The sequence below is a fragment of the Pelistega indica genome, from assembly GCF_000506865.1.
Classification (GTDB): Bacteria; Pseudomonadota; Gammaproteobacteria; order Burkholderiales; family Burkholderiaceae_B; genus Taylorella; species Taylorella indica.
In genome coordinates this window covers 49,188-72,747 of the sequence record NZ_AYSV01000063.1, presented here as the reverse complement: position 1 = coordinate 72,747, position 23,560 = coordinate 49,188, and the positions used below count along the sequence as shown (strand labels likewise).

Here is a 23,560-nt window from a genome sequence, read left to right as displayed (position 1 = left end):
GTGTATAGATAATGACTATAGAGACGTTCTTCKATATATTCCGATACATAGGTGTCGAATTTCAAAATAGTCCAATACGTTTATCTGGCCTAACAAAGTGCAGTTTCCAATTCATCAAAGTTACACTGCTTCTGTTAGATAAATACCGTGCTTTTCAAAATTTTGGATGTTTTTTTGATGGTCATATTCTATCTCGTCAAGTGTAATCATGATGACTATCTTAATTATTGTAGTTATAAAAAATAAATTCGTCAATGGTGAATTACTATCTTAGCGAGAAGAGAATGATGAGCATAGGGGGAGGATGAAAGTATCCTAGGAGGAAGCTTAAAATTTACTGGAAATAATCAAGGCATTTAATATGTTTTATCGTTTAATATTTTGCAGTGAATAATTAAACAAGTAGTATTAAATGCCTTTTCTCAATTAATGCTCTAAATCATTATCCAAAAAAACTTTCTTTTGACTATCCTCTGGCAGGATAAGGTTCAGTACTACGGCAGCAATACCCCCCATACAAATTGGGTTTTGGAATAAGATAGGTAGCTTTTCAAATACGGTTGGTTCAAAAGCAACGCCTAAGCCTAAACCTACTGATGTGGCACAAATAATAGCCTCTCGACGATTTATGCCATGAGTCATAATAATACGTACACCAGCAATGGCAATAAGACCAAACATAAGTACCATTGCGCCACCCAGAACAGGGCTAGGGATAGTCGTAAATAAGCGTCCAATAATAGGGAATAGACCTAAAATAACGAGGATAGCAGCAATATATTTACCTACATGACGTGAAGCAACGCCAGTCATTTGAATAACACCATTGTTTTGTGCAAATGTTGTCAAGGGTAATGACCCCAATGCCGTGGCAATAACAGAGACGAGACCATCTGCCATTACACCACCACGTAAGCGAGCTGTATATTCTTCACCTTCGATAGGTTTATTTGAGACCATTGCGGTAGCGGTTAAGTCACCTACAGCTTCAAATACACTTAATAAGAAAATTGTACCTGCTAATAAAAAAGCATGCCAATCAAAGTTAAAACCGTATTTAAAAGGAATAGGGATAGTAATTAATGGTAAATTCTGTAAAGCACTGAAATCTACTATACCCATAAACAATGCCACGATATAACCAACGATGAGGCCGATAGCAATACCACCCATACGCCAGAATGGATTTTTAAAACAGTTAAATACTAAAACAATTAATAATACCAAGCTGGCTAGCCCTAGGTTTTGCCACGATCCAAAGCTACCGTTAGTTTTAGCTGCAAAGCCTCCTCCAAAATCAGTGATACCGACATGGATAAGGCTTAAACCAATCATCATCACAACTACACCAGATACTGTTGGTGTGATAACTCTTTTCAGATAGGGTAATAGCCAAGCTGCGCCAACGACTAGGAAAGCCCCCACAAAAGAGACGCCGAGTAGGGTAGAGATAACAGTGTCTTCTGTTAAACCCTGATTTTTCATCCCCAAACCAAGGGTAATCATGACGGTGACAAAAGAGAAGTTAACGGATTGGATAGAGAGCATACCAGAACCAATCATACCAAAACGATTAACTTGTAAAAAAGTGCCGACACCAGAGGCAACCATCGCCATAGAAACAAGATAGGCCGTGATTTCTGTCGAAAGCCCTAGGGCACCACCTACAATTAAGGCGGGTGTTACCATAGGAACAAAAATGGCTAGGAGGTGAGTCATTGCACTTAGCAATGCATTAAAGAAAGGGGGATTATCTTCGATTTGATAAACTAAATCGTTATTTGGTCTTTGAGAGGGATGCATTATTAGATGTCCAAAAAAAATAATGCACTATATTTTAACGTGGATTGATACTTATGGTAAATCTTTAAATGGAAACTTTTGCCTTTATAAAATAAAAACGGCTTATTAGCAACTCTTTTTAAATTGATGTGTGGGCTTACGGTGTATGAAACCCCAAGAATTGATTGATTATCATAATTATGAAAACTCACACCTGAAAAAATATGATATCCACCACTATCACATTTTTACGTTTAAACAACTAAAGTGGCACTGAATGAGGACTTAAGCATTGTTTTGATTTTTGACTTCGTCTAAATCAATAGAGTCAATTTCTCCCCAAAGTTTGCCCATATCATCAAAATGAACTTGTACATCAAACAACTCTAAATTATGGCTACTTAATTCCCCACCAAGTACAGGTGGTTCTTTAAAACTATACACGGTATTTTCTGGCATAGTCAAATGAATAACAGGTGCTAATAATTCGAGCGAAAAATAATCAATGACAAAATCTTTATCGTTTAATAGTTGACGGAAATTTTCAATTGAATCTGCGATGGATTCAAGTTCACCATCTAAGGTATCTAAAAAGAAAATCTCGCCACTTTGAGGCTCAATTAAAAAAGCATCGCCAAGTTTGGTTATCATGACGATTTCTAGTCTAGGCTCAAATAACCATGCCCATTCCTTTAATAAATCTTTGGCATTGAGATGATCAGTAGGAATAGTTAAATTTTGAATTTCCATGTAGGTTTTCTTAAATAGTTTAAAATTTTTGAAAAGCTTATCTCACTAAAGCTCTACTGTGCTTCGCATTAAATTCTTCGTCTGTACTAAAGAAATAACGAATAGCATCAATAAAACTAATAAGTATTACTAAGGGGGAGTAAATGATAGAGCCAATAATATACAAAATCCCTAGACCGTATTGTTGCATATAAAAACGATGACCACCTATCCAACCTAAGAAAATCGCTAATATAATTGCCATTTTGCGATTATTACCTGGTTTATTAAGGTCGTCAGAGTGATTTTTAAGTACCCAAATTGAGGCAAAAATAGTAATGATTAATGCCAAGATAATTTTGTAAGGGTTCTCTTGGATAAATCCTATGATAGTTTGATAGTATTCTCTCCAATGGGCAAAAATAATCACTGTCCATTCTTCAAGAAATTGAAGTAGACTCGCTAAAACCCCTTCACCAAACATCAATGCAAGAAGAACAGCGATAAAAATAACAATAGGTATAAAGATTTTTTGCATAATAAAAAATCCCTCAAAAATGAAAAAATAGTTCCAATATTGACTTATAAAGAACGATATCTAATAGACAATGCATAAAAGCCAACTATTGCTAATAATGTAACGGTTTAGTGTAAAAAAACAAGAGGGAATTATTAAAAGTTAACAGTTAATCGTTACAGCTTAGTAATTGTTAGGTTATTGAGAGTATTGTGTTTTGGGGGCTGGTTTTCATTATTAGTGAAAAGCTGAACATCAACAGGTGAACAAAGTTAAGGGATAGGCTTATACTGAGATATCCGCTTTAAACAAATTAACTAGACAGCGTGTTAACGTTACTACCTAACAGTTGTAATCTAGTAACGGTTAGGTAGCTTGTAAGACTAAGGATACTTTGGATAATGGATTAAGATGCAGATAAGCTAAATAATGCTTGTAATGGGTGTGATTTTCCATCAACCAATTCAGCTAATATTTCTGCTGATCCTGTCGCAAGCGTAAAACCTAATGCACCATGTCCCACATTAATAAATAAATTATTAAAAGGTGTTGTATCAATAATTGGTTTGCCTAATGGTGTTGCTGGGCGTAAACCAGCCCATTGAGTTGCTTTATCATAATCACCTGCAGCAGCAAATACGGCTTTGGCTTCATTAATTAATGCTTTGATACGTACAGGATCAATTTTATAATCTAAACCAACCAAATCAGCCATGCCTGCCAAACGTAGACGATTACCTAGACGTGCATAAACAACCTTACGCTCAAAATCAGTAATGCTGACTTTGGGCGCCATCTGATCATTTTCAATAGGTAAGGTTAAACTGTAGCCTTTAAGTGGTGCAACAGGAACAGATACATCAATCTGGCGTAGTAGGGATGTACTTTCAACACCTAAGCACACAATGATTTTGTCTGCAGTGATGGAGTTACCATCTTGTAAACGTATTTGTACTTGTGATGCATTAATCTTTTCAAGTTGCTTTACTTTATGGTTGAATAAAATCTTCACCCCTTGGCTTAACAAGTATTCTTTAAAGGCTAATGATACTTTATAGGCATCCGCTGCCTCTTCACTTTCGGTAAAAATACCACCAACGAGTTGGTCGGCTATAGGTGCTAAAGCAGGCTCTTTTTCAATACATTGTTGGCGTGATAATGCTTGTTGAGGCTGTCCACCTAATTTAGCCTGTACATCTAATTGACATACCGCACTTTGCATAGATTCTTCTGAACGATGGACGACTAATTTACCTGTACAACTGTAGTCTATCCCACTAAAGGTATCTTCAGCAAAAAGCTTGTGGTAGCAATCTCTACTTAAATAAGCCAATTTTAATAATTCTTGGGTTGTTTTCGCACTTGTTGTGGAATTACAGGCTTTAAGAAATTTTAGATTCCAACAAACCATGGCTGGATCTAGACTAGGCTTAAAACGTAAAGGAGAGTTGGGATCAAGAAGCCATTTCGGTACTTTACCCATAACACCAGGGCCTGCTAGAGGGGCGACATAACTATACGAAAGTTGTGCCCCATTGGCAAAGGTTGTACCATGACCCACTTCACTATTTTGTTCAATAATCGTTACTTCATAGCCTCGTTTAACAAGAGCATTGGCTGTACTTAAACCAATAATACCTGCACCAAGAATAACAGCTTTCATTTAAATACCTTCTTTACTTTGTAACCAATCAATTTCTGCTTGTGTAAAACCAGCTTTTTTCCGATCTCTTATATTAAAAGGGCCTTTGGGCTTATTAGTGCCATATTGTATTAATAAATTTGCATAACAATCAATAGGATCAAGTTGATGTAAATTACACATATATTGATACCAGCGATTGCCAATTTCTACATGACCAATTTCATCTCGTAGAATAATTTCTAATATTTCAACAGCTTTAGTATCGCCAATTTGTTTAAATTTTTCTTGCATCCCGGGATTAACATCAAGACCTCGAGCTTCTAATGTCCTAGGAACCAACCCGAGACGAGCTAATAAGTCATTAGACGTTTTTTCAGACATATCCCATAGCCCATTATGTGCACTAAAATCACCATAGTCAAAGCCAATTGATTGTAAATGCTCGCGAATGAGACCAAAGTGGTAACATTCCTCTTTGGCTACTCGTAACCAATCCAGATAAAATTGTTCTGGCATATTAGGAAAACGCCAAATAATATCTAGCGCTAAATTAATCGCATTAAATTCGATGTGAGCAATAGCATGGAGTAAAGATGCTCGCCCTTGTTGTGAACCGACTGAGCGAAAATTGACTGTTTTGGGATCTACGAGTTCTGGTTTGATAGGACGTCCTGGAAGAGGGCGAGATGGAATAAGGATTTGTGATGTATCAAGTACTTGTTGACTAACATTAATTGTATTAACAGTGTTGATTTTTTGATTGATATCAGTTTGTTCAAGGGCATACAGCACTTGCTCTCTTATATTCATACCTTAATTGAGAAATAGATTCTAAATAGCTATTGTACAAAAAATTAGGTATAAAATCAGGCTCTTTTACTGTTTTTGTTGGGGATTGATGAAGATTGAATAGTTTAGAAAAACAGCATAGGAAAAATAGTGAAATAATATTCTATGATAAAACTTTCCCATTATCTATTTTTCTGGGAACTATTCCTACTATAATAGTGCTTTGTTTTTTTAACTGAGCAAAGAATGGATTGGTCTCAAGAATTATCGTCGAGTTTTTTCTGGGTAGGCAAAGCCTTTTTAATTTCTACTGTCTTATTAGTGGTAGTTGGTTTTATTCTGATCAAGACAACCCGCTGGGCTTCCCAGTTTTGGTTTTTGGCAGGTCATTATTTCAATCCTAAAGAAAAGCCATTAACGATAATTACTTTTGCCATAATCTTATTATTAAGTTTGTTTGGTGTACGTATTAGTGTGCTGTTTTCCAATTGGTATAACACGATGTACACGGCATTGCAAAAGTTGGATGAGAATACTTTTTGGATTCAAATGATTGTGTTCTCAGTTCTAGCCGCTATTCATATTGTCAGGGCCTTATTATCTTATTATTTACAACAACGATTCACCATCAAGTGGCGAGAAACCTTAAATGAAGAAATGCTTTCACGGTGGATGGACAAAAAAAGCTATTATCGTTCTTACTATTTAGATACGCCTATTGATAACCCTGATCAACGAATCCAACAAGATGTGGTAAGTTTTGTGACCTTATCGTTAGATCTTACGTTAGGTGTTATTTCCTCTATGGTATCTGCTGTTGCTTTTACCATTATCTTGTGGGGGCTATCTGACGAGATGCAGATTCTTGGGGTAACCATTCCTCGAGGAATGGTATTTGCTTTATTTATTTACATCATTGTGGCTACTGTTTTAGCGTTTAAAATTGGTCGTCCTTTGATTCGTTTGAATTTCTTAGATGAGCGACTAAATGCGAACTATCGTTATTCACTTATCCGTGTGCGTGAATATGCGGAGAGTATTGCATTTTACGCTGGTGAAAAAATTGAGGGAAGTAAATTACGTCAACGGTTTGCTGAAGTGATTGAGAATGTTTGGGCGATTGTACATAGAAGCTTAAAATTTCAAGGATTTAACTTTTTTATCTCTCAGACAGCTGTTATTTTCCCGTTTATTATTCAAGCCCCACGTTTTTTTTGCGGGTAAATTAGACTTAGGGGGGATGGTTCAAACGGCACAAGCTTTTGGTAATTTATCTGAGAATTTATCTTTCTTCCGTACGGCGTATGATAGCTTTGCGCAATATAAGGCTGTGCTAGATCGTTTAACAGGGTTTCATCATAATATTGATAGTGCAGATCAGTTGCCTACACCAAATGTACAGCAACAAGGTGAAAGAGTGGCATTAGAAAATGTGTCTATTTATACGCCTTTAGAAAGAGTACTTGTACAAGATTTATCGATTGAAGTGAATGACGGTGATGCCTTGTTAATTCAAGGACCGTCAGGATCTGGGAAAACAACTATCTTGCGTACTATTGCCGGGGTGTGGCCATATTGTAAGGGTAGCGTAATTCGTCCTTCTGATGGGGTGCTGTTTTTATCACAAAAACCTTATTTACCTGAAGGTAGCCTAATTGATACCTTATATTATCCAAATCCAGTCCCTGAAAATGCTCATGAGAAAGCACTAGAGGTATTACAAAAGGTTGCCTTACCTCATCTATCAAAACGTCTGGATGAGGAGCATAATTGGTCTCATACCTTATCGTTAGGAGAGCAGCAGCGTGTGGCGTTTGCCAGAATTCTATTGATTCAACCTAAAGTTGTTTTTATGGATGAAGCAACCTCGGCAATGGATGAGGGATTAGAATATGCAATGTATCATTTATTGCGCACAAATTTTCCAACATTAAAATTAGTTAGTGTGGGGCATAGAAGTACCTTACATGTTCACCACACTCACTTATTAACCTTGACAGGAGAAGGGGCATGGGAATACAAATTAATGAACAACCAGGCTACACATTAAAAGCAGGGGATTGGAATGATCTGGCTGCCGATGCATCATTGATTCGTTTTGAAGTATTTGTTCAAGAGCAGCAGGTACCACCTGAAGAAGAGCTCGATGAAATGGATAAATTATCCTACCATGCCATGGTGTACAATGAGTAACACGTCCCTGTGGCAACAGGACGCTTGTTACCTGATGGACATATTGGTCGAATGGCTGTTCGAAAGATGGCTCGTGGGACAGGTATCGGTGGAATTGTTTTAGCACACCTGATTGATACCGCTAGAACTCAAGGATATAAGGAAGTCGTTTTATCAGCACAAACCCATGCGATTGGTTTTTATGAAAAGTATGGGTTTCATGCAGAGGGTGATATTTATTTGGATGCTGGTATAGAGCACCGACTCATGCGATTAGTCTTTTAGTCTCGTACTATCCCCCATGAGTTACTAATATTCATGGGGGAATTTACTTTATGCCCACCAAGAGAGTGGGCTTTTATATTTGGCGACACCGACAATAAAGAAGAAAATCAGTAAAACAAAGCTTGTTCCAATCAATTTTCCACTAAGTGAATGTACTTTTTTCAGTGTAATATAGCCACACAAAATGTATAAACATAGCATGATAATTTTGACCAAAATAAAAGGATGATTAGGGCCAATAACCATTACCATGAGAATGGCGCAGGTCAAAAGCACAGTATCAATGATATGAGGAAGGTATTTTGCCCATGCCTGTTGAAGAATGGCTGGGTTAGAAACAGAAAAAAATATTCTGATTAATAACAATATGACACTGGTATAGGCACAGCTCATATGTATCATTTTGATGGTTAGGTAGTGTTCAGCCATTTGTTTTTGTCCTAAATTAAATGTTTTGTGTAAACAAACTTACTAAAACTAAATATTAGCGTATTATTTTAAATTTCGTTTAATAGCTTTACACTTTCTAGGTCTTTATAATGGATTTCAGCTTTTCTTGGGATATGTTATTGCTGTTTTTTGCAGCAGCTTGTTTGGCAGGTTTTATTGATTCAATCGCTGGAGGAGGGGGATTAATTGGCATTCCAGTATTACTTCTATCAGGCTTACCTCCAATTAATGCTCTTGCAACTAATAAAGTTCAGGGAATGGCGGGTTCATTTACAGCCTCAATGACGATGATTAGAAAAGGGGTCGTAAAGTTAGATAAAATTTGGTTTGCTGCCCTAATGTCTTTTATTGGCGCCACTATAGGAACAATCTGTGTGCATTTTATTAATGTATCGGTATTGGATATTCTAATTCCTATCGTATTGATTATGATTGGGCTTTATTTTTTATTAGTGCCAAGTGTGGGTGAAATAGAGAAAAAACCAACGCATGGAAGAAAAATTATTTAATACCACTGTGGTACCGGGTATTGGTTTTTATGACGGTATTTTTGGTCCGGGAACAGGCTCTTTTTTTTCCTTATCTAATATCGCTTTACGCGGACAGCAAATTGTGACAGCAACAGGTAATGCCAAGGTATTTAATTTTGCAAGTAATATTGCGGCTGTATTAGTGTTTGTATTTAGTGGCAAAGTCGTCTGGCTAGTTGGTGCTGTGATGATTTGTGGGCAGATTTTAGGGGCATATCTTGGCTCATTGATGGTGATTAAAAATGGTTCCAAATTAATTCGCCCGCTTGTCGTAATCATGTGTTTTTTAATGGTTGCTCGTTATATGTACTCAAAATTTTGGCTCTAAGATAATATGTAAATCAGTCATGTCCGTCATCAATAAGTAAAATAGTTCATATATGGTTATGCCATAGGAACTATTTATAAATAAGGAGTATCTCTTGGTAACACATCCTACAACTGTTTCTTTAGAAATGGGTAATCAGTTTGATGCTGATGTGCCTAGTCGTGAGGATATTCTTGCCTTTATGCGAGAGCATCAAAAACAAATAGGCTTGGATGCTTTGTCTAGACATTTTAAATTAGTGAGAGAAACTGGCGTAAGAGGGTTAGAGAAACGCCTAGAAGCGATGCTTAGAGATGGTCAATTGATAGCGGTTAGACAAGGCTATAAAATTAATCAACATAATGATAATGTTGTGATTGGGCGAGTTCAAGGTCATAGAGATGGATTTGGCTTTTTAATCCCCGAGGATAATAATACTGAAGATATCTATCTATCTAATCGTGAAATGCTAAAAGTATTGCATGGCGACAAGGTAAGTGTCAAAGTTATTGGTGAGAATAAGGGTCGTTTAGAAGGGACTATTCTTGAGGTATTAGAGCGTGGTACCAGCAAATTAGTTGGACGTATTTTGTATGAGCAAGGGCAGTGGGTAGTTGTGCCTGAAGATCAACGGATTAAGCATGACATTATTATCCCTCCTGCAGATATCATGTCAGCGAATCCAGGCAATGTAGTGGTGATTGAAATTACTAATCAACCCACACGTTATAGCCAACCAACAGGGAAGGTCATAGAGGTTTTAGGCGAAATTGATGATCCGGGAATGGAGATAGAAATTGCCGTTAGAAAATTCGATGTGCCTGTTGATTTCTCAGCTGCTACACTTAAGCAAGTACAAGCTTTTCCTGAGAAAGTTATTGAATCGGATCTTGAAAATAGAATTGATTTAAGAGATATTCCTTTTATTACTATTGATGGAGAGGATGCAAGAGACTTTGATGATGCTGTATATGCAGAAGCGGTTAATTTAGGAACAGAAAAACGCAAACGAAAAGGTTGGCGGTTATTAGTTGCTATTGCAGATGTATCTCATTATGTGCAACCCAAAACAGCATTAGATGAAGACGCATTACAACGAGGTACATCAGTATATTTCCCTCGCCGAGTAATTCCTATGTTACCTGAAGCACTATCTAATGGATTATGCTCTTTAAATCCTGAGGTAGATAGGCTTGTATTAGTATGCGATATGGTGATTGCAGCGACAGGAGCTAAAGCAGGAGAAGTTCAAGCTTATCAGTTTTATGATGCGGTCATTCATTCTCATGCACGAACGACATATACACAAGTATGGGATAGTTTGCAGCAGCCGTCAGGCCCATCAGCTAAACAATTAGCTCATGTGGTTCCTCAAATTAATGATTTATATGAGCTTTATCATCTCTTATTTGATGCTCGTAAAAAACGAGGAGCAATGGAGTTTGAGACAGTAGAAACAAAGATCATTAGTAATGATATGGGTAAGATTGAGCAGATTGTGCCATTCATTAGAAATAATGCTCATCGATTGATTGAAGAATGTATGTTGGCAGCTAATACATGTGCAGCCGATTTTATTATTCGTAGTAAACGGCAAGGTCTTTTCCGTGTTCATGAAGGACCTACCGTTGAAAAATTAGCTAGCTTACGTAGTTTTCTGAAGAATCTTGGTTTGTTGTTAGGTGGTGGTGCAGACCCTCAAGGCAAAGACTATGCCACACTATTAGATAGCGCCAGAATACGTCCTGATTATCAAGTTGTCCAGACGATGGCTTTACGGTCAATGCAACAAGCTATTTATAGTCCTGATAACTCAGGGCACTTTGGTTTGGCCTATGAAGCCTATACACACTTTACCTCACCTATTCGCCGTTATCCTGATTTATTGGTGCATAGAGTTATCAAGAGTATCTTGAAACAAAAAAAATATATGCCAGAGGTTGATGGTGTCGAAAGAGTCAAAGGAGAGCCTATAGCCGAGCATGAGCATGCTGTATGGGATTATTTAGGCGTTAAATTGTCTGCAGCAGAACGACGTGCTGATGATGCGTCTAGAGATGTTGAATCATGGCTTAAATGCTGGTATATCAGAGAGAAAATTGGTGAGGTGTTTAGTGGCAAAGTGACAGGAGTGACTAGCTTTGGTTTATTTGTTACGCTAGATACCCTTTTTGTTGAAGGCTTAATCCATATTTCTGAATTGGGGGCGGATTATTTTGTTTTCTCAGAAACAACTAATGAGTTGTATGGAGAAAGGACTGGTAAGCGTTATCGTCTCGGAGATGCTGTACAAATTCAGGTAGCAAGAGTGGATCTTGAGGCTCGACGCATAGAGTTTATTCCTGTGCGTGGCTTGACTTTTGAGGGAGTGCAAAAAGAGTTAATGGGTGAAAGCAAACCTCAACGTAGAATTAAAAAAGCGGCCAAAGCAAAACCTGCTGAACTTAGAGGACTTACGGCGTCGCAACGTCGTTTAGCACTTAAAAAAGAGAGCAAGCAAGAAGAGAAGTTAAATCGTACTAATAGTTCCAAAAAAAGAGCCAAAAAAGTATCAAGAAAAAAAGCATCCAGTAAGTAGTCTTGTATATGTTTATTTAGCTTAAGAAGCTATTTAGCTTTTTAGACTATGGATAAAAGATAATTGGATGTGTAGGCTTTTATACTAGTCATTAGGACTTGATTTTTGTGGTTCTAAGTAGAAAAGTTGTTTGTCTAAATCTAAAAAAGATTTTTCAATAGTTTAAGGGGCTATTTAGCCCCTTATTTACTAGACTCTATATAATGAGAGGACATCGTTTATTTTAAAGTAAAGTAAGGTATTCAACGTGGCTACTTACCAAGTATTAGCAGGCTTTCATGCAGTGACGGCAAGACTTAGACATTCTCCTGATTCAATCAAAGAAATTTATATAGAAAATGCTCGTAAAGATAAGCGAATGCAAACGCTTATTGAACAAGCTGATCGCCAGCAGGTGAAAATTTATTTTGTGGATGTTCATCGTTTAGATGGTTTATCAAAAGGCATTCGTCATCAAGGTGTAGTAGCATTAGCTGAACAACGTCAATTGGCTGTTAATGTTGATGATGTTTTAGATGTAGTTGAAGGTCCTGTATTATTGCTTATCTTGGATTCTGTCACCGATCCACATAACCTAGGTGCTTGCTTACGTACAGCTGATGCTGCTGGTGTTCATGCGGTTATCGCGCCAAAGGATAAAGCGGTTGGTTTAAATGCTACTGTACAACGTGTGGCTTGTGGTGCGGCAGATACTGTTCCTTATCTAATGGTGACCAATTTAGCCCGTACTATGCGACAACTTAAAGAAAGAGATGTATGGCTAGTAGGAACAACCGATCAAGCCGATCATACTATTTATCAAGTGGATGCTAAACGTTCAATGGCATGGGTCATGGGTGCCGAGGGTGATGGTATGCGTCGATTAACGGCGGAGACATGTGATGAGTTGGTGAGAATCCCAATGGCAGGATCAGTAGAAAGTTTAAATGTTAGTGTGGCTAGTGCTGTTTGTTTATATGAAACAGCCAGACAACGATTAGCTTAGGAAGAAAAATGGATAAAAAAGGAATAACCACAACGATTGTGCATATGGATCGCCAAAAAGCGATTGAACATAATGCCGTTCACAAGCCCATTCATATTGCTTCACAATATGCGTTTAAAGACGTGAGAGACTTAATTGCTGTTTTTGGTAATACACCAGGCTATGCCTATTCTAGGCAAGGAACGCCAACGGTTAGCGCATTAGAACAAAAAATTACAGCCTTAGAAGACGGTGTAGGAAGTTTATGCTTTGCTTCTGGTATGGCGGCTATTGCGGCTGTCATGCTGACGTTACTAAAGGCAGGCGATCACTTTATCGCAAGTCATTATATTTTTGGGAATACCAAGAGTTTGTTTAATACGCTAGGAAACCTAGGGATTGAAATGACGGTGGTGGATACGACCAATATTGGAGAGGTTAAAGCGGCGATTAAGTCGAATACACGCTTATTATTTACAGAAAGCATTGCGAATCCAGTCACTCAGGTGAGTGATTTGAAAGCAATGGGTGATTTGTGTGAGTCAAAAGGTATTCTTTATTTTGTCGATACAACTATGGCAACGCCTTATTTGCTTAGAGGAAAAGATATTAAAGCATCATTAGTTATGCATTCTTTATCAAAAGCTCTTTGTGGCCATGCTAATGCACTGGGTGGTTCTATTACAGATACAGGGATGTTTAATTGGGATAATTATCCAAATATTTTAGAAATATATAAAAGCTATCCAGTGGCTAATAGAGGGCTTATTCAAATTAAGAAAAAAGCACTAAGGGATATGGGAGCAAGCCTATCCTCAGATGCAGCTAGTCGTATTGCCATTGGTTTGGAAACATTTGAGTTGCGTATACAAAAAATGAATGAGAATGCACTAAAACTAGCACAGTATATGCAACAAAGCCCATTATTTAGCGAGGTAAAATATCCGGGGCTAGATAGTCATCCTCAACATGAGTTAGCAAACCAATTATTCCAACAGAAGGGGTATGGAACACTTATAGCAGCTTCTTTACGTGAGGATATTGATCTAGTGGCTTTTTTAAACCATTTACAAGTGATTATTTTAGCCACACATTTAGGAGATAATCGAACACTTTGCTTACCTGTTGCACCAACCATTTATGCAGAAATGAGTGCTGAAGATCGTGCTGTCATGGGAATTTCAGATAATTTATTAAGAATTTCTGTGGGGATTGAAAACGTAGAAGACTTAATAGAGGATATAGAACAAGCCTATCAAAAAACTGTATAAAATCTTGATAAGAATCAATTGCTTGTGAGGTAAAACCTACAAATTGTGCTATATTCTATAAAGAATTGTTAAGTGCAAAACAATAATTTGATTTTTTTGCTCTGAAAAGCTTGACAGATAGAGTGATTCGGGCGATATTTATAGCGTAAAGTTATTTCATTAACATTATTAAGAATAGGGGATTCTGATGAATAAAACTGAATTAGTAGAAAGCATTGCTGGAAAAGCGGAGATTTCTAAAGCAGCTGCTGCTCGTGCATTAGATGCTACGATTGATACTATCAAAAATGCATTAAAAAAAGGTGATACAGTAACTTTAGTTGGCTTCGGTACTTTCCGTGTTGCTGTTCGTGAGGCTCGCAATGGTCGTAACCCACGTACCGGTGAAGTTATTAAAATCAAAAAGGCTAAAGTACCTAAATTTGTTCCAGGTAAAGCACTTAAAGATATCGTAAAATAAGTTTCTTTGCTTGTAGTAGTTTTCCTTTATAAAGCCTGTATTAAAGATAATACAGGCTTTTTTATGCTTAAAATATAGATAATGGTTCAAGATTAGACTTTATTAGCGAAGAGTACAGTAATAAAAAACGAGGGGATAGGTCTATTAACTTATTAAAAGGAATGTCTAAGGAATTGAATTGTATAAGGCCTATGCATTAGTTGGCTAGTCACATAAAAGTGAAGTTTAATATTATTAAGTGGTAATTTAACAACGTATATATTTTTTATTTAAAATATTTTAGTGAAAAGCTTGCTACAAATAAATAGTATACGTATAATTTAACTCTTACAGCGAAACATAGATGGGCGCTTAGCTCAGTTGGTAGAGCGGCGCCCTTACAAGGCGTAGGTCACAGGTTCGACCCCTGTAGCGCCCACCATCCATGTTTTGTCATCTATTGATGGGCGCTTAGCTCAGTTGGTAGAGCGGCGCCCTTACAAGGCGTAGGTCACAGGTTCGACCCCTGTAGCGCCCACCATCAATAAATAGCAATTAACCTTTTACGCTTTTGTGTAAAAGGTTTTTTTGTATCTTGTGTCTTTGATCGGTTGAAAAATAGGCAATATAGTAGTCTAAGCTATGCTTATAGTGGGGTAGTCTTGGTGACAGACTATTTTCAATTACTTTATTTTTCACTGATATCCTACTCTTAACTAAGCAGATTATACCTAACTGCTTTGTACGGATATTATCTGTATCAAAATATATTTGTGTCTTGATAAGAAATAAAATTTAAACGCTTATCAGTTTGTGTTGCCAATGTGCTAACGCCTTAGATGTAATTGTTAATTAATCCAAATAATTGTTAATAATGCTTATCAATACTTTAAATATTAAGCAAAAAGGAGTAAAGTTCACTGCAACTTAGCTATTTAGCAAGTTGTTGTTTTCTTTATTTAATTGCTTCTGGTAAAGCAGGTTTCGATGCATCAGCAGGTTTTGCTAGCAATGGTTTTGGTGAGCATTCACCTGGTGGTTATTCATTAGTATCAGCATTTGTTATTGAAGTGGTCTTAACAGCTGTATTCTTATTTATCATTATGGGTGCGACTGATTCACGTGCACCAGCTGGTTTTGCGCCAATTGCCATTGGTTTAGGATTAACACTTATCCATTTAATTAGTATTCCTGTGACTAACACTTCGGTTAACCCAGCACGTAGTACTGGTGTGGCTTTATTCCAAGGTAGTTGGGCAATTAACAATTATGGTTGTTCTGGCTTGCTCCTATTGTTGGTGGTATTATTGGTGCGCTATTATATCGTTGTGTATCATGCAATAAAAATGCGTAATAATTTATCTAATCCTTTGTTTTAGGTAGCTTTATTGTATAGAAGAAATGCCTTACTGATTTTGTCAGTAAGGCATTTTTTATGGAATGGTTAGAGAGGGGATATTTTATTAGGCAGATTTTAGAAGTTGTTTAAAGTCTTGATAACTGTAAATTGTATCTTTACGAATATAGTTTTTTACCTCTAGGGAATTAGGATTCTCAAGTAATTGATCTGGTGTTGACCATTGCAATAATTGTCCATTGGAGAGAATACCAATCTTATCGGCAAAGACTAATGCTTCTATTTGGTGATGAGTGACCAAGATAGCACTTAGTTTTTTTTTCTTTTAGAATAGATTTAACATCTAATGCGAGTTTTTCGCGTGTATCTATATCTAGATTGGAAAAAGGTTCATCTAGCAGTAATAGTTTAGGTGATGGAGCTATAGCTCGTGCTAGTGCTACTCGTTGCTGTTGACCTCCCGATAACTGATGAGGGTATGCATTAGCATATTGAGTAAGGTTGATTAACTCAAGCATTTCATAGGTAATTCTTTGCGCCTCCGCTTTCGGAAATTTGTGTAAACCAAAACGAATATTTTTTTCAATGGTCAGATGTGGAAATAAGGCATAATCTTGAAACATCATACCAATATGACGATGTTCAGGTGGTAGCATGTTTGAGGGAGTGGACAATAGTTTATCCATCAATAGAATTTTTCCCTCATAAATTGGTTCAAATCCTGCGATGGATCTCAGTAAGGTGGTTTTTCCACAACCAGAAGCACCAATAAAAGAAGCAATTTCACCTGGTTCAATAGTTAAACTTAAATTATGAATAACTGTATTAAAAGAACTATTTTTTTTGTACCCCAAAGTGATGGAGTCAAGAGTTAATAAAGGGTTCATGATTTTTAAAATAAAAAAATTATCAAGCCTGTGAATGTTGTGTTTTAGCAAGAATAATAACGGGTAAAATGCCTACAACTACAATTAGAAGTGCAGCAATAGCTCCATCTTCATATGTTCCACGAGCTGCTTCCGCATAAAGTAATGTAGATAATGTTTCAAAATTAAGTGGTCGCAATAGTAAAGTAGCGGATAATTCTTTCATGGCATCAACAAAGACCAGAAGAGAGGAAACACCTATAGCCGATTTTAGTAAGGGGAGGTGAATATATCCAAAAATTTGATAAGAATTATAACCAAGAGTTGATGCTGCATTATCAAGGGATAGAGGAATTCGTGCATAGCCAGACTCTATGGAACCAATAGAAATGGCTAAAAAACGAATACAATACGCAATGACTAAACCTGCGATACTTCCCATGATATAAAGCTGAGATGGTACGTAAAAGAAGATATTTAGTATCCAATCAATAAAGTTATCCATTATAACAAATGGACTTAATAAGCCAATGGCTAAAATTGTTCCGGGTATAGCATAGCCAAAGCTATTAATTTTGCTCAGCGAGTAGTGTTGATTGCGAGAGTTCATTCGTTGGACCCAAACAATAAAGATACCAAGTAGTACGGTAAATAGAGTGGCTATGCTAGCAAGCAGGACGGTATTAAATGTACTTGATAATAGATTTGCAGATAATTGCTTAAATCCTTGCCAGCGTTTCGTGGTTTCACTCAATAAATATAAGACTGGTAATAGAAAGCCACATACAACAGGAATCCAGCAAAGAATCATTAAAATAACCGCTTTATAACCAGTAATTTTTTGAGGTGAAATCGGTTTAAGTTTTTGAGTGTTGGCATAACGATGATGAAGTCTGCTATTTTTTTCAATATATAACAACAAACTTACAATGAGTAGCATGATAATAGCAATTTGTGCAGCACCTGTTAGGTTAGATCGGGTGACCCATTCATTATAGATAGCGACTGTTAATGTACGTACACCAAGAAATTCAGAAGCTCCTATATCATTTAGTGTTTCCATTAAGGCTAAACTAATGCCTACAGCAAGGGCAGGGCGAGCCATGGGAATGATAATGTAATAAAAAGCTTCTCTATGTGAATATCCTAATGTTCTTGCTGCCTCTATCAGATTCATTGGTTGACTAATGAACATAATACGAGTGCTTAAATATACGTAAGGATAAAGTGCTAAACCCATGATAAAAATAGCACCCCATATTCCTCGTATATCAGGTAAACGAAATTCTCTAGGTGAGGAAATATTTAGAATATCTCTGATGGTTGTTTGAATCGGACCAAGTGGGTGTAATAAATCTAAATAGGCAAATGCCATAATATAGGTCGGAATAGCAAGTGGGAGTAATAATGCCCAGAGTAATATTTTTTTTGAGGGGAAATCATAAGCAGAGGTTATCCATGCACTGCCTGCTCCAAGTAGGCTAACGATGATTGCTACGCCTACCAGTAGCTGTAATGTATTGAGCGAAACTTCAGGAATGACGTAATGTAATAGATTGTCCCAATGTGCCAAATTGCCTGTTAGTGCAATGGTAAGCAAAGATAAAACAGGAGCAATAACACATAGAGCTACTATATATGAAAGAACTTTGCGAGGACTCAATGTATTTAATAATTTACGGCTCATATTTTTGAGCATTTTTAGTTTAAAAAATAAAGACACAACCTGTTATTTTAATAGCTAATAACAAGTTGTGTCCTTAAAGAAAGGGAAATAATTAATTGTCAAAGCCAACTTTATCCACTAATTCACTGGCCTTTTTACGATAGTGAGATATTTCACTCATTGGCAATTCATCAGGAATAAAGTTGCCTAATGATGCGATAATAGGGTCAGGGGTAACATTTTTACGTACAGGATATTCAAAATTTATTTTTGCATATTCACTTTGCGCCTTTTCCCCGACTAAATATTCCATTAATTTAATGGCATTTTCTTTATTTGGTGCATGTTTTGCAACAACAGCGCCTGAGATATTCGCATGAGTACCAGCATTTTGGCCGTTATTGAATGTAGGACGAATAACCTTAATTGCATCTGCCCATTTACGCTGTTCGACATTTTTACCTGTGGCAGTTTTCATTTTGCCTACATAATAGGCATTACCAATACCAATTTCACAAATACCAGCTAAAATATCTCTAGCAACATCACGGTCACCGCCAGTTGCTTTACGTGCTAAATTAGCTTTAACTCCTTTGAGCCACTCCTCTGTTTTTACCTCACCATGATGAGCAATCATCGCTGCAATAAGACTAGTGTTGTAAGGATGTTGGCCAGATCGAATGCATACTTTACCTTTCCATTTAGGGTCAGCTAATTCCTCATAAGTGAAAGAGTTTATGTTTAAATCTTTATGCACATATAGTACACGATCTCTTAGAGAGAGGGTGAACCACTCATTTTTGCTATCGCGATATTGTGCAGGAATAGTTTCTGTTAATATTTTTGAGTCAATGGCCTGTGCCAATCCTTTTTCAGAAAGTTCTGTTAATTTACCGATATCCACCATCATGAGCACATCAGCAGGAGATTTATTGCCTTCCGTTTGAACACGTTCAGCTAATCCATCTTTAACAAAAACCGTATTTACTTTGATACCAGTATCTTTTGTGAACTCATCCAGAAGAGGTTGTAATAAGCCAGGCTCTCTAGTGGTATAAATGTTTACTTCATTTGTGTTTGCAAGGGTAGTACATGTCAAACTTAAAGAACAAATAACCATTATTGATTTTAAAATCGTATTTAATCGCATCAAAAATCCTTATAGAAATAAAAATTATTCTCATTATAATATTCAATAATAATTTTTTGTGGAAATTAATGATGGATTAAAAATAAATTGTATTGGAAAATCTGGGTAGCATCAGAAATGATCAATAGCTAGGTATAGTTGGATCAATAATCTGTGACCATGCGTGAATACCTCCTTGGAGGTTATATATGTCGTCATAACCAATATGATTTAAATATAAACCAACTTGCATACTTCGCATACCATGGTGGCAATAAATCACAATAGGGTGGTTGTCATCAAGCTCCTGGTGACGCATGGGAATTTCATCCATAGGAATATGCTTATTAACACCAGGGATATGGTTAAAGGCTATTTCTTCATTAGTTCGTACATCAAGTAAGGTAAATGGTTTTTCACTTATTAGCCATTCTTTTAAGGTATGAACGGTGATAGTTGAGACTGTTTGCATATTGTTACTTTGGAGGGAGAATCTGAATAATAAATGAGGAAATATTGATAGTAATAATGTGATGATAAAAAATTAAGAAAACCACTTCTTTAAACTAAACTGCCTCAACTGGTGAGGTACAGTTCATTGTTAAGAAGTGGTTTGTTGAGAACTATTTTTTAAATTCGATGTGTAGTCCTCAAGCCTCTGGTTTATCGTCCTGCTTTTGTACCAATACGCATGCGTAGTGCATTTAGTTTGATAAAACCACCAGCATCAGCTTGGTTGTATGCACCACCATCATCGTCAAAGGTAGCTATTGTTTTATCAAATAGGCTATCTTTTGAGTCACGAGAAACAGTGTATACATTGCCTTTGTAAAGTTTTAAACGAACAAAGCCATTCACGAATTGTTGAGTATGATCAATCAATACCTGTAACGCTTTGCGCTCTGGAGACCACCAGTAGCCGTTATAGACAAGTGATGCATAACGTGGCATTAAGTCATCTTTTAGGTGAGCTACTTCACGATCTAGTGTGATAGACTCAATAGCACGGTGACCTTTTAGCATAATTGTACCGCCAGGGGTTTCATAGCAACCACGTGACTTCATGCCAACATAACGGTTTTCTACTAGGTCTAAACGACCAATACCATGTTTACCACCAAGTTCATTTAGTTTAGTTAATACTTGAGCTGGACTTAATTTGATGCCATTGATAGCAACAATATCACCACGTTCGTATTCTAAATCAATATACTCTGGAGTATCAGGTGCTTTTTCTGGTGATACTGTCCAACGCCACATGCTTTCTTCGGCTTCTGCATTAGGATCTTCTAGGTGTCTACCTTCGTAGCTAATGTGCAGAAGGTTTGCATCCATAGAATAAGGTGCACCACCTTGTTTATGTTTCATGTCGACTTCAATACCAGCTTTTTCAGCATAAGCAAGCAATTTCTCACGAGAGAGTAAGTCCCATTCGCGCCATGGGGCGATGATGCGAATGTTTGGGTTTAAGGTATAGTAGCCTAATTCAAAGCGAACTTGGTCATTGCCTTTACCTGTTGCGCCATGTGAAACAGCATCAGCGTTGACTTGTTTAGCGATTTCAATTTGACGTTTAGCAATAAGAGGGCGAGCAATTGATGTACCTAATAGATATTCGCCTTCATAAATTGCATTGGCACGGAACATAGGGAAGACAAAATCACGCACAAATTCTTCGCGTAAGTCATCAATAAAAATATTTTCTGGCTTAATACCAAATTTCAGGGCTTTAGTGCGTGCTGGTTCTAATTCTTCACCTTGGCCAATATCTGCAGTAAACGTAATTACTTCACATTGGTAAGTGTCTTGTAACCATTTTAGAATGACTGATGTGTCTAGCCCACCAGAATAAGCAAGTACAACTTTTTTAACATCGCTCATATATATCTTCTCTCATCAAGGAGTTAATTAACTAAATCATTTTACGCTTTAGTGACAAAAAAAACATTAAAAACTAGGTGTTTCTTTTTTGCCTAATAATAAAAATTCCATTAAGGCTTTTTGTACATGTAGACGATTTTCGGCTTCATCCCAAACCACACTTTGTGGGCCATCAATCACTTCAGCGCTGACTTCTTCTCCACGATGAGCGGGTAAACAATGCATAAATAAAGCATCAGGATTGGCTAGGGACATCATTTCTTGATCGACCATCCAGTTAGCAAAGGCTTGACGACGTTTTTCATTTTCTTGTTCATAACCCATACTGGTCCATACATCAGTGGTAATTAGATCCGCATTGGTTGCTGCTTGCATGGGATCATCAAACTCTTGGAAATGTTTTGGGTTAATCGATGCGATACGCTCTTTGTCTAGCTGATAGCCTTTAGGAGCGGAAATATGCAATTTAAAGTCTAATAGTTGGGCAGCTTGTAGCCATGTATAAGCCATATTGTTGGCATCGCCAATCCACGCCACTGTTTTGCCTTGAATTGAGCCATGGTGCTCAATATAAGTTAATAAGTCCGCTAGAATTTGGCAAGGATGATATTCGTTGGTTAGACCATTAATGACAGGTACACGAGAGTGGGCGGCAAAACGCTCCAAACGTGATTGCTCAAAGGTTCTAATCATTACAATATCAACCATACGTGTGACGACACGTGCCGTATCTTCAATAGGTTCAGAACGGCCTAGTTGGCTATCATTAGAGGTTAGGTTAATGACTAACCCTCCCATTTGATACATGCCCGCCTCAAAAGATACTCGAGTTCTTGTGCTAGCTTTTTCAAAAATCATGGCTAAGGTTCTATCATGCAAAGGCATATGTGGCTCATAGCGTTTGAATTTTTGCTTAATGTAGTGAGCACGTGTTAAGACATAAAGTATTTCAGTCGCAGAAAAATCAGTTAATTGTAAAAAATGGCGCATAGGAGCACTGGTGGTTTGAAGTGACATAGCAATAAAAGTAAAAAGTAAGAACTTGAAAGTATAAATATTAATAATAAACAATTATGCCAAATTTTGTCGAAATTCTTGTGTAAATAGAATAAAATAACATGTCTATTGATGCAGAGTAGAAGAAGTGCAACAATTAATCATTATTGGTCTGACCAAAAAAGGTCAAAAATTTCGCCCTAGTGACTGGGCAGAGCGTTTGGCAGGTGTAATGGCGCAATTTCGTCCACCCGGATTGCAACAAAGCCATATCGCTTATTCCCCTTATGTTATTCCTAGTGATTTTAATGGGAATAAATGTTTGATAGTTGATGAACGCCTACGCCAATTAGAGCCTAGAGCATGGAAGTTTGTTAATGATTTTGCTGTAGATAATGATCTTACTATTGAGTTAAAGGGTGAACCTGAGTTTGATTAAGGTCCTATTCTTTTTGTGTCGATTTAGAGAGCTCTTAAGTGTTTACTTAAGGGCTTTTTTAATGACCTTAAAAGAATGAGAGGAGGGTGCTTTTTTTAGCAAAGAGTTTAGCTAGAGAGGAGAAATAAGGCTAACTGGATAGCATAAAGATATCTAATAGATAGATAATGCTGAAAATAAAGTGAGGGGAAAAGAGGAGGGTGATTATATTAAGAGAAGTTGAGAGATTAAGGCTTCAAGATTAAGAAAAAGTCGTGCGATTAAGGTTTAAAGAAAAATCAGGAAAGAAAAAAAGACGCCATCTTAAATAGCGTCTTTTTTATGCTGAACCCTAGCGTAGATAATTATTTATAGAGGACTATCTGCGCACAACTTAATATGTGAGCAATGAAAATTAAGCTAGGGCTTTAATAGCTGCAGCCAAACGGCTTTTATGACGAGCAGCTTTGTTTTTGTGAATGATTTTCTTATCAGCAACGCGATCAATTACGCTAGTTGCACGAGAGAAAACTTCATTCGCTTTAGCTTGATCGCCGGCTTCGATAGCTTGGCGAACGCGCTTAATTGATGTACGTAGTAAAGAACGTAAGCTAGAGTTGTGTTTGTTTTGTGCTACAGCTTGGCGAGCACGTTTACGAGCTTGGGCAGTATTGGCCATATGTGTATCTTCTATTAAGTTAATTCAGCAAAGCTAGTATTCTAACAGTAAGTATTTAATAACGCAAGGATTTTGCACTTTTGTTGTCTAAAAACCTAAGTTTAAGGGTA

Annotated in this window: 19 protein-coding genes, 2 tRNA genes and 4 pseudogenes; 12 read left to right on the top strand and 13 right to left on the bottom strand. The window is 37.0% G+C overall.

The window, feature by feature from the left end:
• Positions 1 to 426 precede the first annotated feature (426 nt).
• From V757_RS18905 to V757_RS18885, 5 genes are all read right to left on the bottom strand, one after another.
• On the bottom strand, positions 427 to 1,803 hold the full coding sequence (locus V757_RS18905; protein ID WP_023950089.1) for a nucleobase:cation symporter-2 family protein: 1,377 nt from the start codon (positions 1,801 to 1,803) through the stop codon (positions 427 to 429).
• Positions 1,804 to 2,067: 264 nt separating this feature from the next.
• Entirely contained in the window at positions 2,068 to 2,532 is a 465-nt protein-coding gene (locus V757_RS18900; protein WP_023950088.1) for a T6SS immunity protein Tdi1 domain-containing protein, read from the bottom strand.
• Between the two features lie 37 nt (positions 2,533 to 2,569).
• Positions 2,570 to 3,049, bottom strand: a complete 480-nt coding sequence (locus tag V757_RS18895) for a TM2 domain-containing protein (protein ID WP_023950087.1) — start codon at positions 3,047 to 3,049, stop codon at positions 2,570 to 2,572.
• Between the two features lie 385 nt (positions 3,050 to 3,434).
• Complete coding sequence (locus V757_RS18890; RefSeq protein WP_023950086.1) at positions 3,435 to 4,691, bottom strand: D-amino acid dehydrogenase; 1,257 nt, start codon at positions 4,689 to 4,691, stop codon at positions 3,435 to 3,437.
• A complete protein-coding gene (locus V757_RS18885) occupies positions 4,692 to 5,483 on the bottom strand; it encodes a ferritin-like domain-containing protein (RefSeq protein ID WP_031274278.1) in 792 nt (263 codons plus the stop codon).
• A 225-nt stretch (positions 5,484 to 5,708) separates the two neighbouring features.
• Here V757_RS18885 and V757_RS29890 point away from each other — a divergent pair.
• Both V757_RS29890 and V757_RS18875 read left to right on the top strand, forming a co-directional pair.
• Positions 5,709 to 7,512, top strand: a pseudogene (locus V757_RS29890) (ABC transporter ATP-binding protein/permease).
• Positions 7,473 to 7,919, top strand: a pseudogene (locus V757_RS18875) (GNAT family N-acetyltransferase). Before V757_RS29890 ends, V757_RS18875 begins: the two co-directional pseudogenes overlap by 40 nt.
• Positions 7,920 to 7,967: 48 nt before the next feature.
• Here V757_RS18875 and V757_RS18870 read toward each other — a convergent pair.
• The gene (locus tag V757_RS18870) at positions 7,968 to 8,348 is read right to left on the bottom strand and encodes a SirB2 family protein (protein ID WP_023950084.1); all 381 of its coding nucleotides are present in this window, start codon (positions 8,346 to 8,348) and stop codon (positions 7,968 to 7,970) included.
• Between the two features lie 110 nt (positions 8,349 to 8,458).
• Between V757_RS18870 and V757_RS29595 the strand changes: the two genes are divergently transcribed.
• The 9 genes and pseudogenes from V757_RS29595 to V757_RS18830 form a co-directional block, all read left to right on the top strand.
• Complete coding sequence (locus V757_RS29595) at positions 8,459 to 8,878, top strand: TSUP family transporter (RefSeq protein WP_261796484.1); 420 nt, start codon at positions 8,459 to 8,461, stop codon at positions 8,876 to 8,878.
• A complete protein-coding gene (locus tag V757_RS29590; RefSeq protein ID WP_261796483.1) occupies positions 8,859 to 9,227 on the top strand; it encodes a TSUP family transporter in 369 nt (122 codons plus the stop codon). Before V757_RS29595 ends, V757_RS29590 begins: the two co-directional genes overlap by 20 nt.
• 127 nt (positions 9,228 to 9,354) lie before the next feature.
• On the top strand, positions 9,355 to 11,784 hold the full coding sequence (gene rnr / locus V757_RS18860) for a ribonuclease R (RefSeq protein WP_081710646.1): 2,430 nt from the start codon (positions 9,355 to 9,357) through the stop codon (positions 11,782 to 11,784).
• Positions 11,785 to 12,031: 247 nt separating this feature from the next.
• Complete coding sequence (rlmB, locus tag V757_RS18855; protein ID WP_023950082.1) at positions 12,032 to 12,769, top strand: 23S rRNA (guanosine(2251)-2'-O)-methyltransferase RlmB; 738 nt, start codon at positions 12,032 to 12,034, stop codon at positions 12,767 to 12,769.
• A gap of 8 nt (positions 12,770 to 12,777) precedes the next feature.
• The gene (locus tag V757_RS18850) at positions 12,778 to 14,019 is read left to right on the top strand and encodes a cystathionine gamma-synthase family protein (protein WP_023950081.1); all 1,242 of its coding nucleotides are present in this window, start codon (positions 12,778 to 12,780) and stop codon (positions 14,017 to 14,019) included.
• A 187-nt stretch (positions 14,020 to 14,206) separates the two neighbouring features.
• Positions 14,207 to 14,479, top strand: coding sequence for an HU family DNA-binding protein (locus V757_RS18845; RefSeq protein ID WP_023950080.1), 273 nt, complete (start codon positions 14,207 to 14,209; stop codon positions 14,477 to 14,479).
• Between the two features lie 345 nt (positions 14,480 to 14,824).
• Positions 14,825 to 14,900: transfer RNA gene (locus tag V757_RS18840), tRNA-Val, on the top strand.
• Between the two features lie 23 nt (positions 14,901 to 14,923).
• Positions 14,924 to 14,999 (top strand) — tRNA-Val (locus V757_RS18835).
• A gap of 412 nt (positions 15,000 to 15,411) precedes the next feature.
• A pseudogene (locus V757_RS18830) lies at positions 15,412 to 15,812 on the top strand (aquaporin); the annotation flags it as partial.
• Between the two features lie 109 nt (positions 15,813 to 15,921).
• Here V757_RS18830 and V757_RS18825 read toward each other — a convergent pair.
• The 6 genes and pseudogenes from V757_RS18825 to argF all read right to left on the bottom strand — a co-directional run bounded on the left by V757_RS18825 (position 15,922) and on the right by argF (position 22,374).
• Positions 15,922 to 16,702: pseudogene (locus V757_RS18825) on the bottom strand (ABC transporter ATP-binding protein).
• Positions 16,703 to 16,724: 22 nt separating this feature from the next.
• Positions 16,725 to 18,368, bottom strand: a complete 1,644-nt coding sequence (locus V757_RS18820; protein ID WP_147628847.1) for an ABC transporter permease — start codon at positions 18,366 to 18,368, stop codon at positions 16,725 to 16,727.
• A gap of 91 nt (positions 18,369 to 18,459) precedes the next feature.
• On the bottom strand, positions 18,460 to 19,467 hold the full coding sequence (locus tag V757_RS18815; RefSeq protein WP_245586958.1) for a Fe(3+) ABC transporter substrate-binding protein: 1,008 nt from the start codon (positions 19,465 to 19,467) through the stop codon (positions 18,460 to 18,462).
• A 151-nt stretch (positions 19,468 to 19,618) separates the two neighbouring features.
• Positions 19,619 to 19,948, bottom strand: a complete 330-nt coding sequence (locus tag V757_RS18810) for a rhodanese-like domain-containing protein (RefSeq protein ID WP_023950076.1) — start codon at positions 19,946 to 19,948, stop codon at positions 19,619 to 19,621.
• A gap of 191 nt (positions 19,949 to 20,139) precedes the next feature.
• Positions 20,140 to 21,357, bottom strand: coding sequence for an argininosuccinate synthase (locus tag V757_RS18805; protein ID WP_023950074.1), 1,218 nt, complete (start codon positions 21,355 to 21,357; stop codon positions 20,140 to 20,142).
• Between the two features lie 66 nt (positions 21,358 to 21,423).
• Entirely contained in the window at positions 21,424 to 22,374 is a 951-nt protein-coding gene (gene argF / locus V757_RS18800; RefSeq protein WP_031274272.1) for an ornithine carbamoyltransferase, read from the bottom strand.
• A gap of 127 nt (positions 22,375 to 22,501) precedes the next feature.
• Here argF and V757_RS18795 point away from each other — a divergent pair, with 127 nt between their 5' ends.
• Positions 22,502 to 22,792, top strand: a complete 291-nt coding sequence (locus V757_RS18795) for a DUF3579 domain-containing protein (protein ID WP_023950072.1) — start codon at positions 22,502 to 22,504, stop codon at positions 22,790 to 22,792.
• A gap of 394 nt (positions 22,793 to 23,186) precedes the next feature.
• On the opposite strand, the gene rpsT is transcribed toward V757_RS18795, so the two are convergent.
• Positions 23,187 to 23,450, bottom strand: coding sequence for a 30S ribosomal protein S20 (gene rpsT / locus V757_RS18790; protein ID WP_023950071.1), 264 nt, complete (start codon positions 23,448 to 23,450; stop codon positions 23,187 to 23,189).
• Between the last annotated feature and the right edge of the window lie 110 nt (positions 23,451 to 23,560).

What these genes read in the sequence shown, in the direction of transcription:
- V757_RS18870 (WP_023950084.1), bottom strand. Translation starts at nt 8,348, where the DNA reads ATGGCTGAACACTACCTAACCATCAAAATGATACATATGAGCTGTGCC.
- V757_RS18890 (WP_023950086.1), bottom strand. Translation starts at nt 4,691, where the DNA reads ATGAAAGCTGTTATTCTTGGTGCAGGTATTATTGGTTTAAGTACAGCC.
- V757_RS29595 (WP_261796484.1), top strand. Translation starts at nt 8,459, where the DNA reads ATGGATTTCAGCTTTTCTTGGGATATGTTATTGCTGTTTTTTGCAGCA.
- V757_RS18885 (WP_031274278.1), bottom strand. Translation starts at nt 5,483, where the DNA reads ATGAATATAAGAGAGCAAGTGCTGTATGCCCTTGAACAAACTGATATC.
- V757_RS18895 (WP_023950087.1), bottom strand. Translation starts at nt 3,049, where the DNA reads ATGCAAAAAATCTTTATACCTATTGTTATTTTTATCGCTGTTCTTCTT.
- V757_RS18815 (WP_245586958.1), bottom strand. Translation starts at nt 19,467, where the DNA reads ATGGTTATTTGTTCTTTAAGTTTGACATGTACTACCCTTGCAAACACA.
- V757_RS18810 (WP_023950076.1), bottom strand. Translation starts at nt 19,948, where the DNA reads ATGCAAACAGTCTCAACTATCACCGTTCATACCTTAAAAGAATGGCTA.
- V757_RS18900 (WP_023950088.1), bottom strand. Translation starts at nt 2,532, where the DNA reads ATGGAAATTCAAAATTTAACTATTCCTACTGATCATCTCAATGCCAAA.
- V757_RS18905 (WP_023950089.1), bottom strand. Translation starts at nt 1,803, where the DNA reads ATGCATCCCTCTCAAAGACCAAATAACGATTTAGTTTATCAAATCGAA.
- V757_RS18845 (WP_023950080.1), top strand. Translation starts at nt 14,207, where the DNA reads ATGAATAAAACTGAATTAGTAGAAAGCATTGCTGGAAAAGCGGAGATT.
- rpsT (WP_023950071.1), bottom strand. Translation starts at nt 23,450, where the DNA reads ATGGCCAATACTGCCCAAGCTCGTAAACGTGCTCGCCAAGCTGTAGCA.
- argF (WP_031274272.1), bottom strand. Translation starts at nt 22,374, where the DNA reads ATGTCACTTCAAACCACCAGTGCTCCTATGCGCCATTTTTTACAATTA.
- V757_RS29590 (WP_261796483.1), top strand. Translation starts at nt 8,859, where the DNA reads ATGGAAGAAAAATTATTTAATACCACTGTGGTACCGGGTATTGGTTTT.
- V757_RS18820 (WP_147628847.1), bottom strand. Translation starts at nt 18,368, where the DNA reads ATGAGCCGTAAATTATTAAATACATTGAGTCCTCGCAAAGTTCTTTCA.
- V757_RS18805 (WP_023950074.1), bottom strand. Translation starts at nt 21,357, where the DNA reads ATGAGCGATGTTAAAAAAGTTGTACTTGCTTATTCTGGTGGGCTAGAC.
- V757_RS18850 (WP_023950081.1), top strand. Translation starts at nt 12,778, where the DNA reads ATGGATAAAAAAGGAATAACCACAACGATTGTGCATATGGATCGCCAA.
- rnr (WP_081710646.1), top strand. Translation starts at nt 9,355, where the DNA reads ATGGGTAATCAGTTTGATGCTGATGTGCCTAGTCGTGAGGATATTCTT.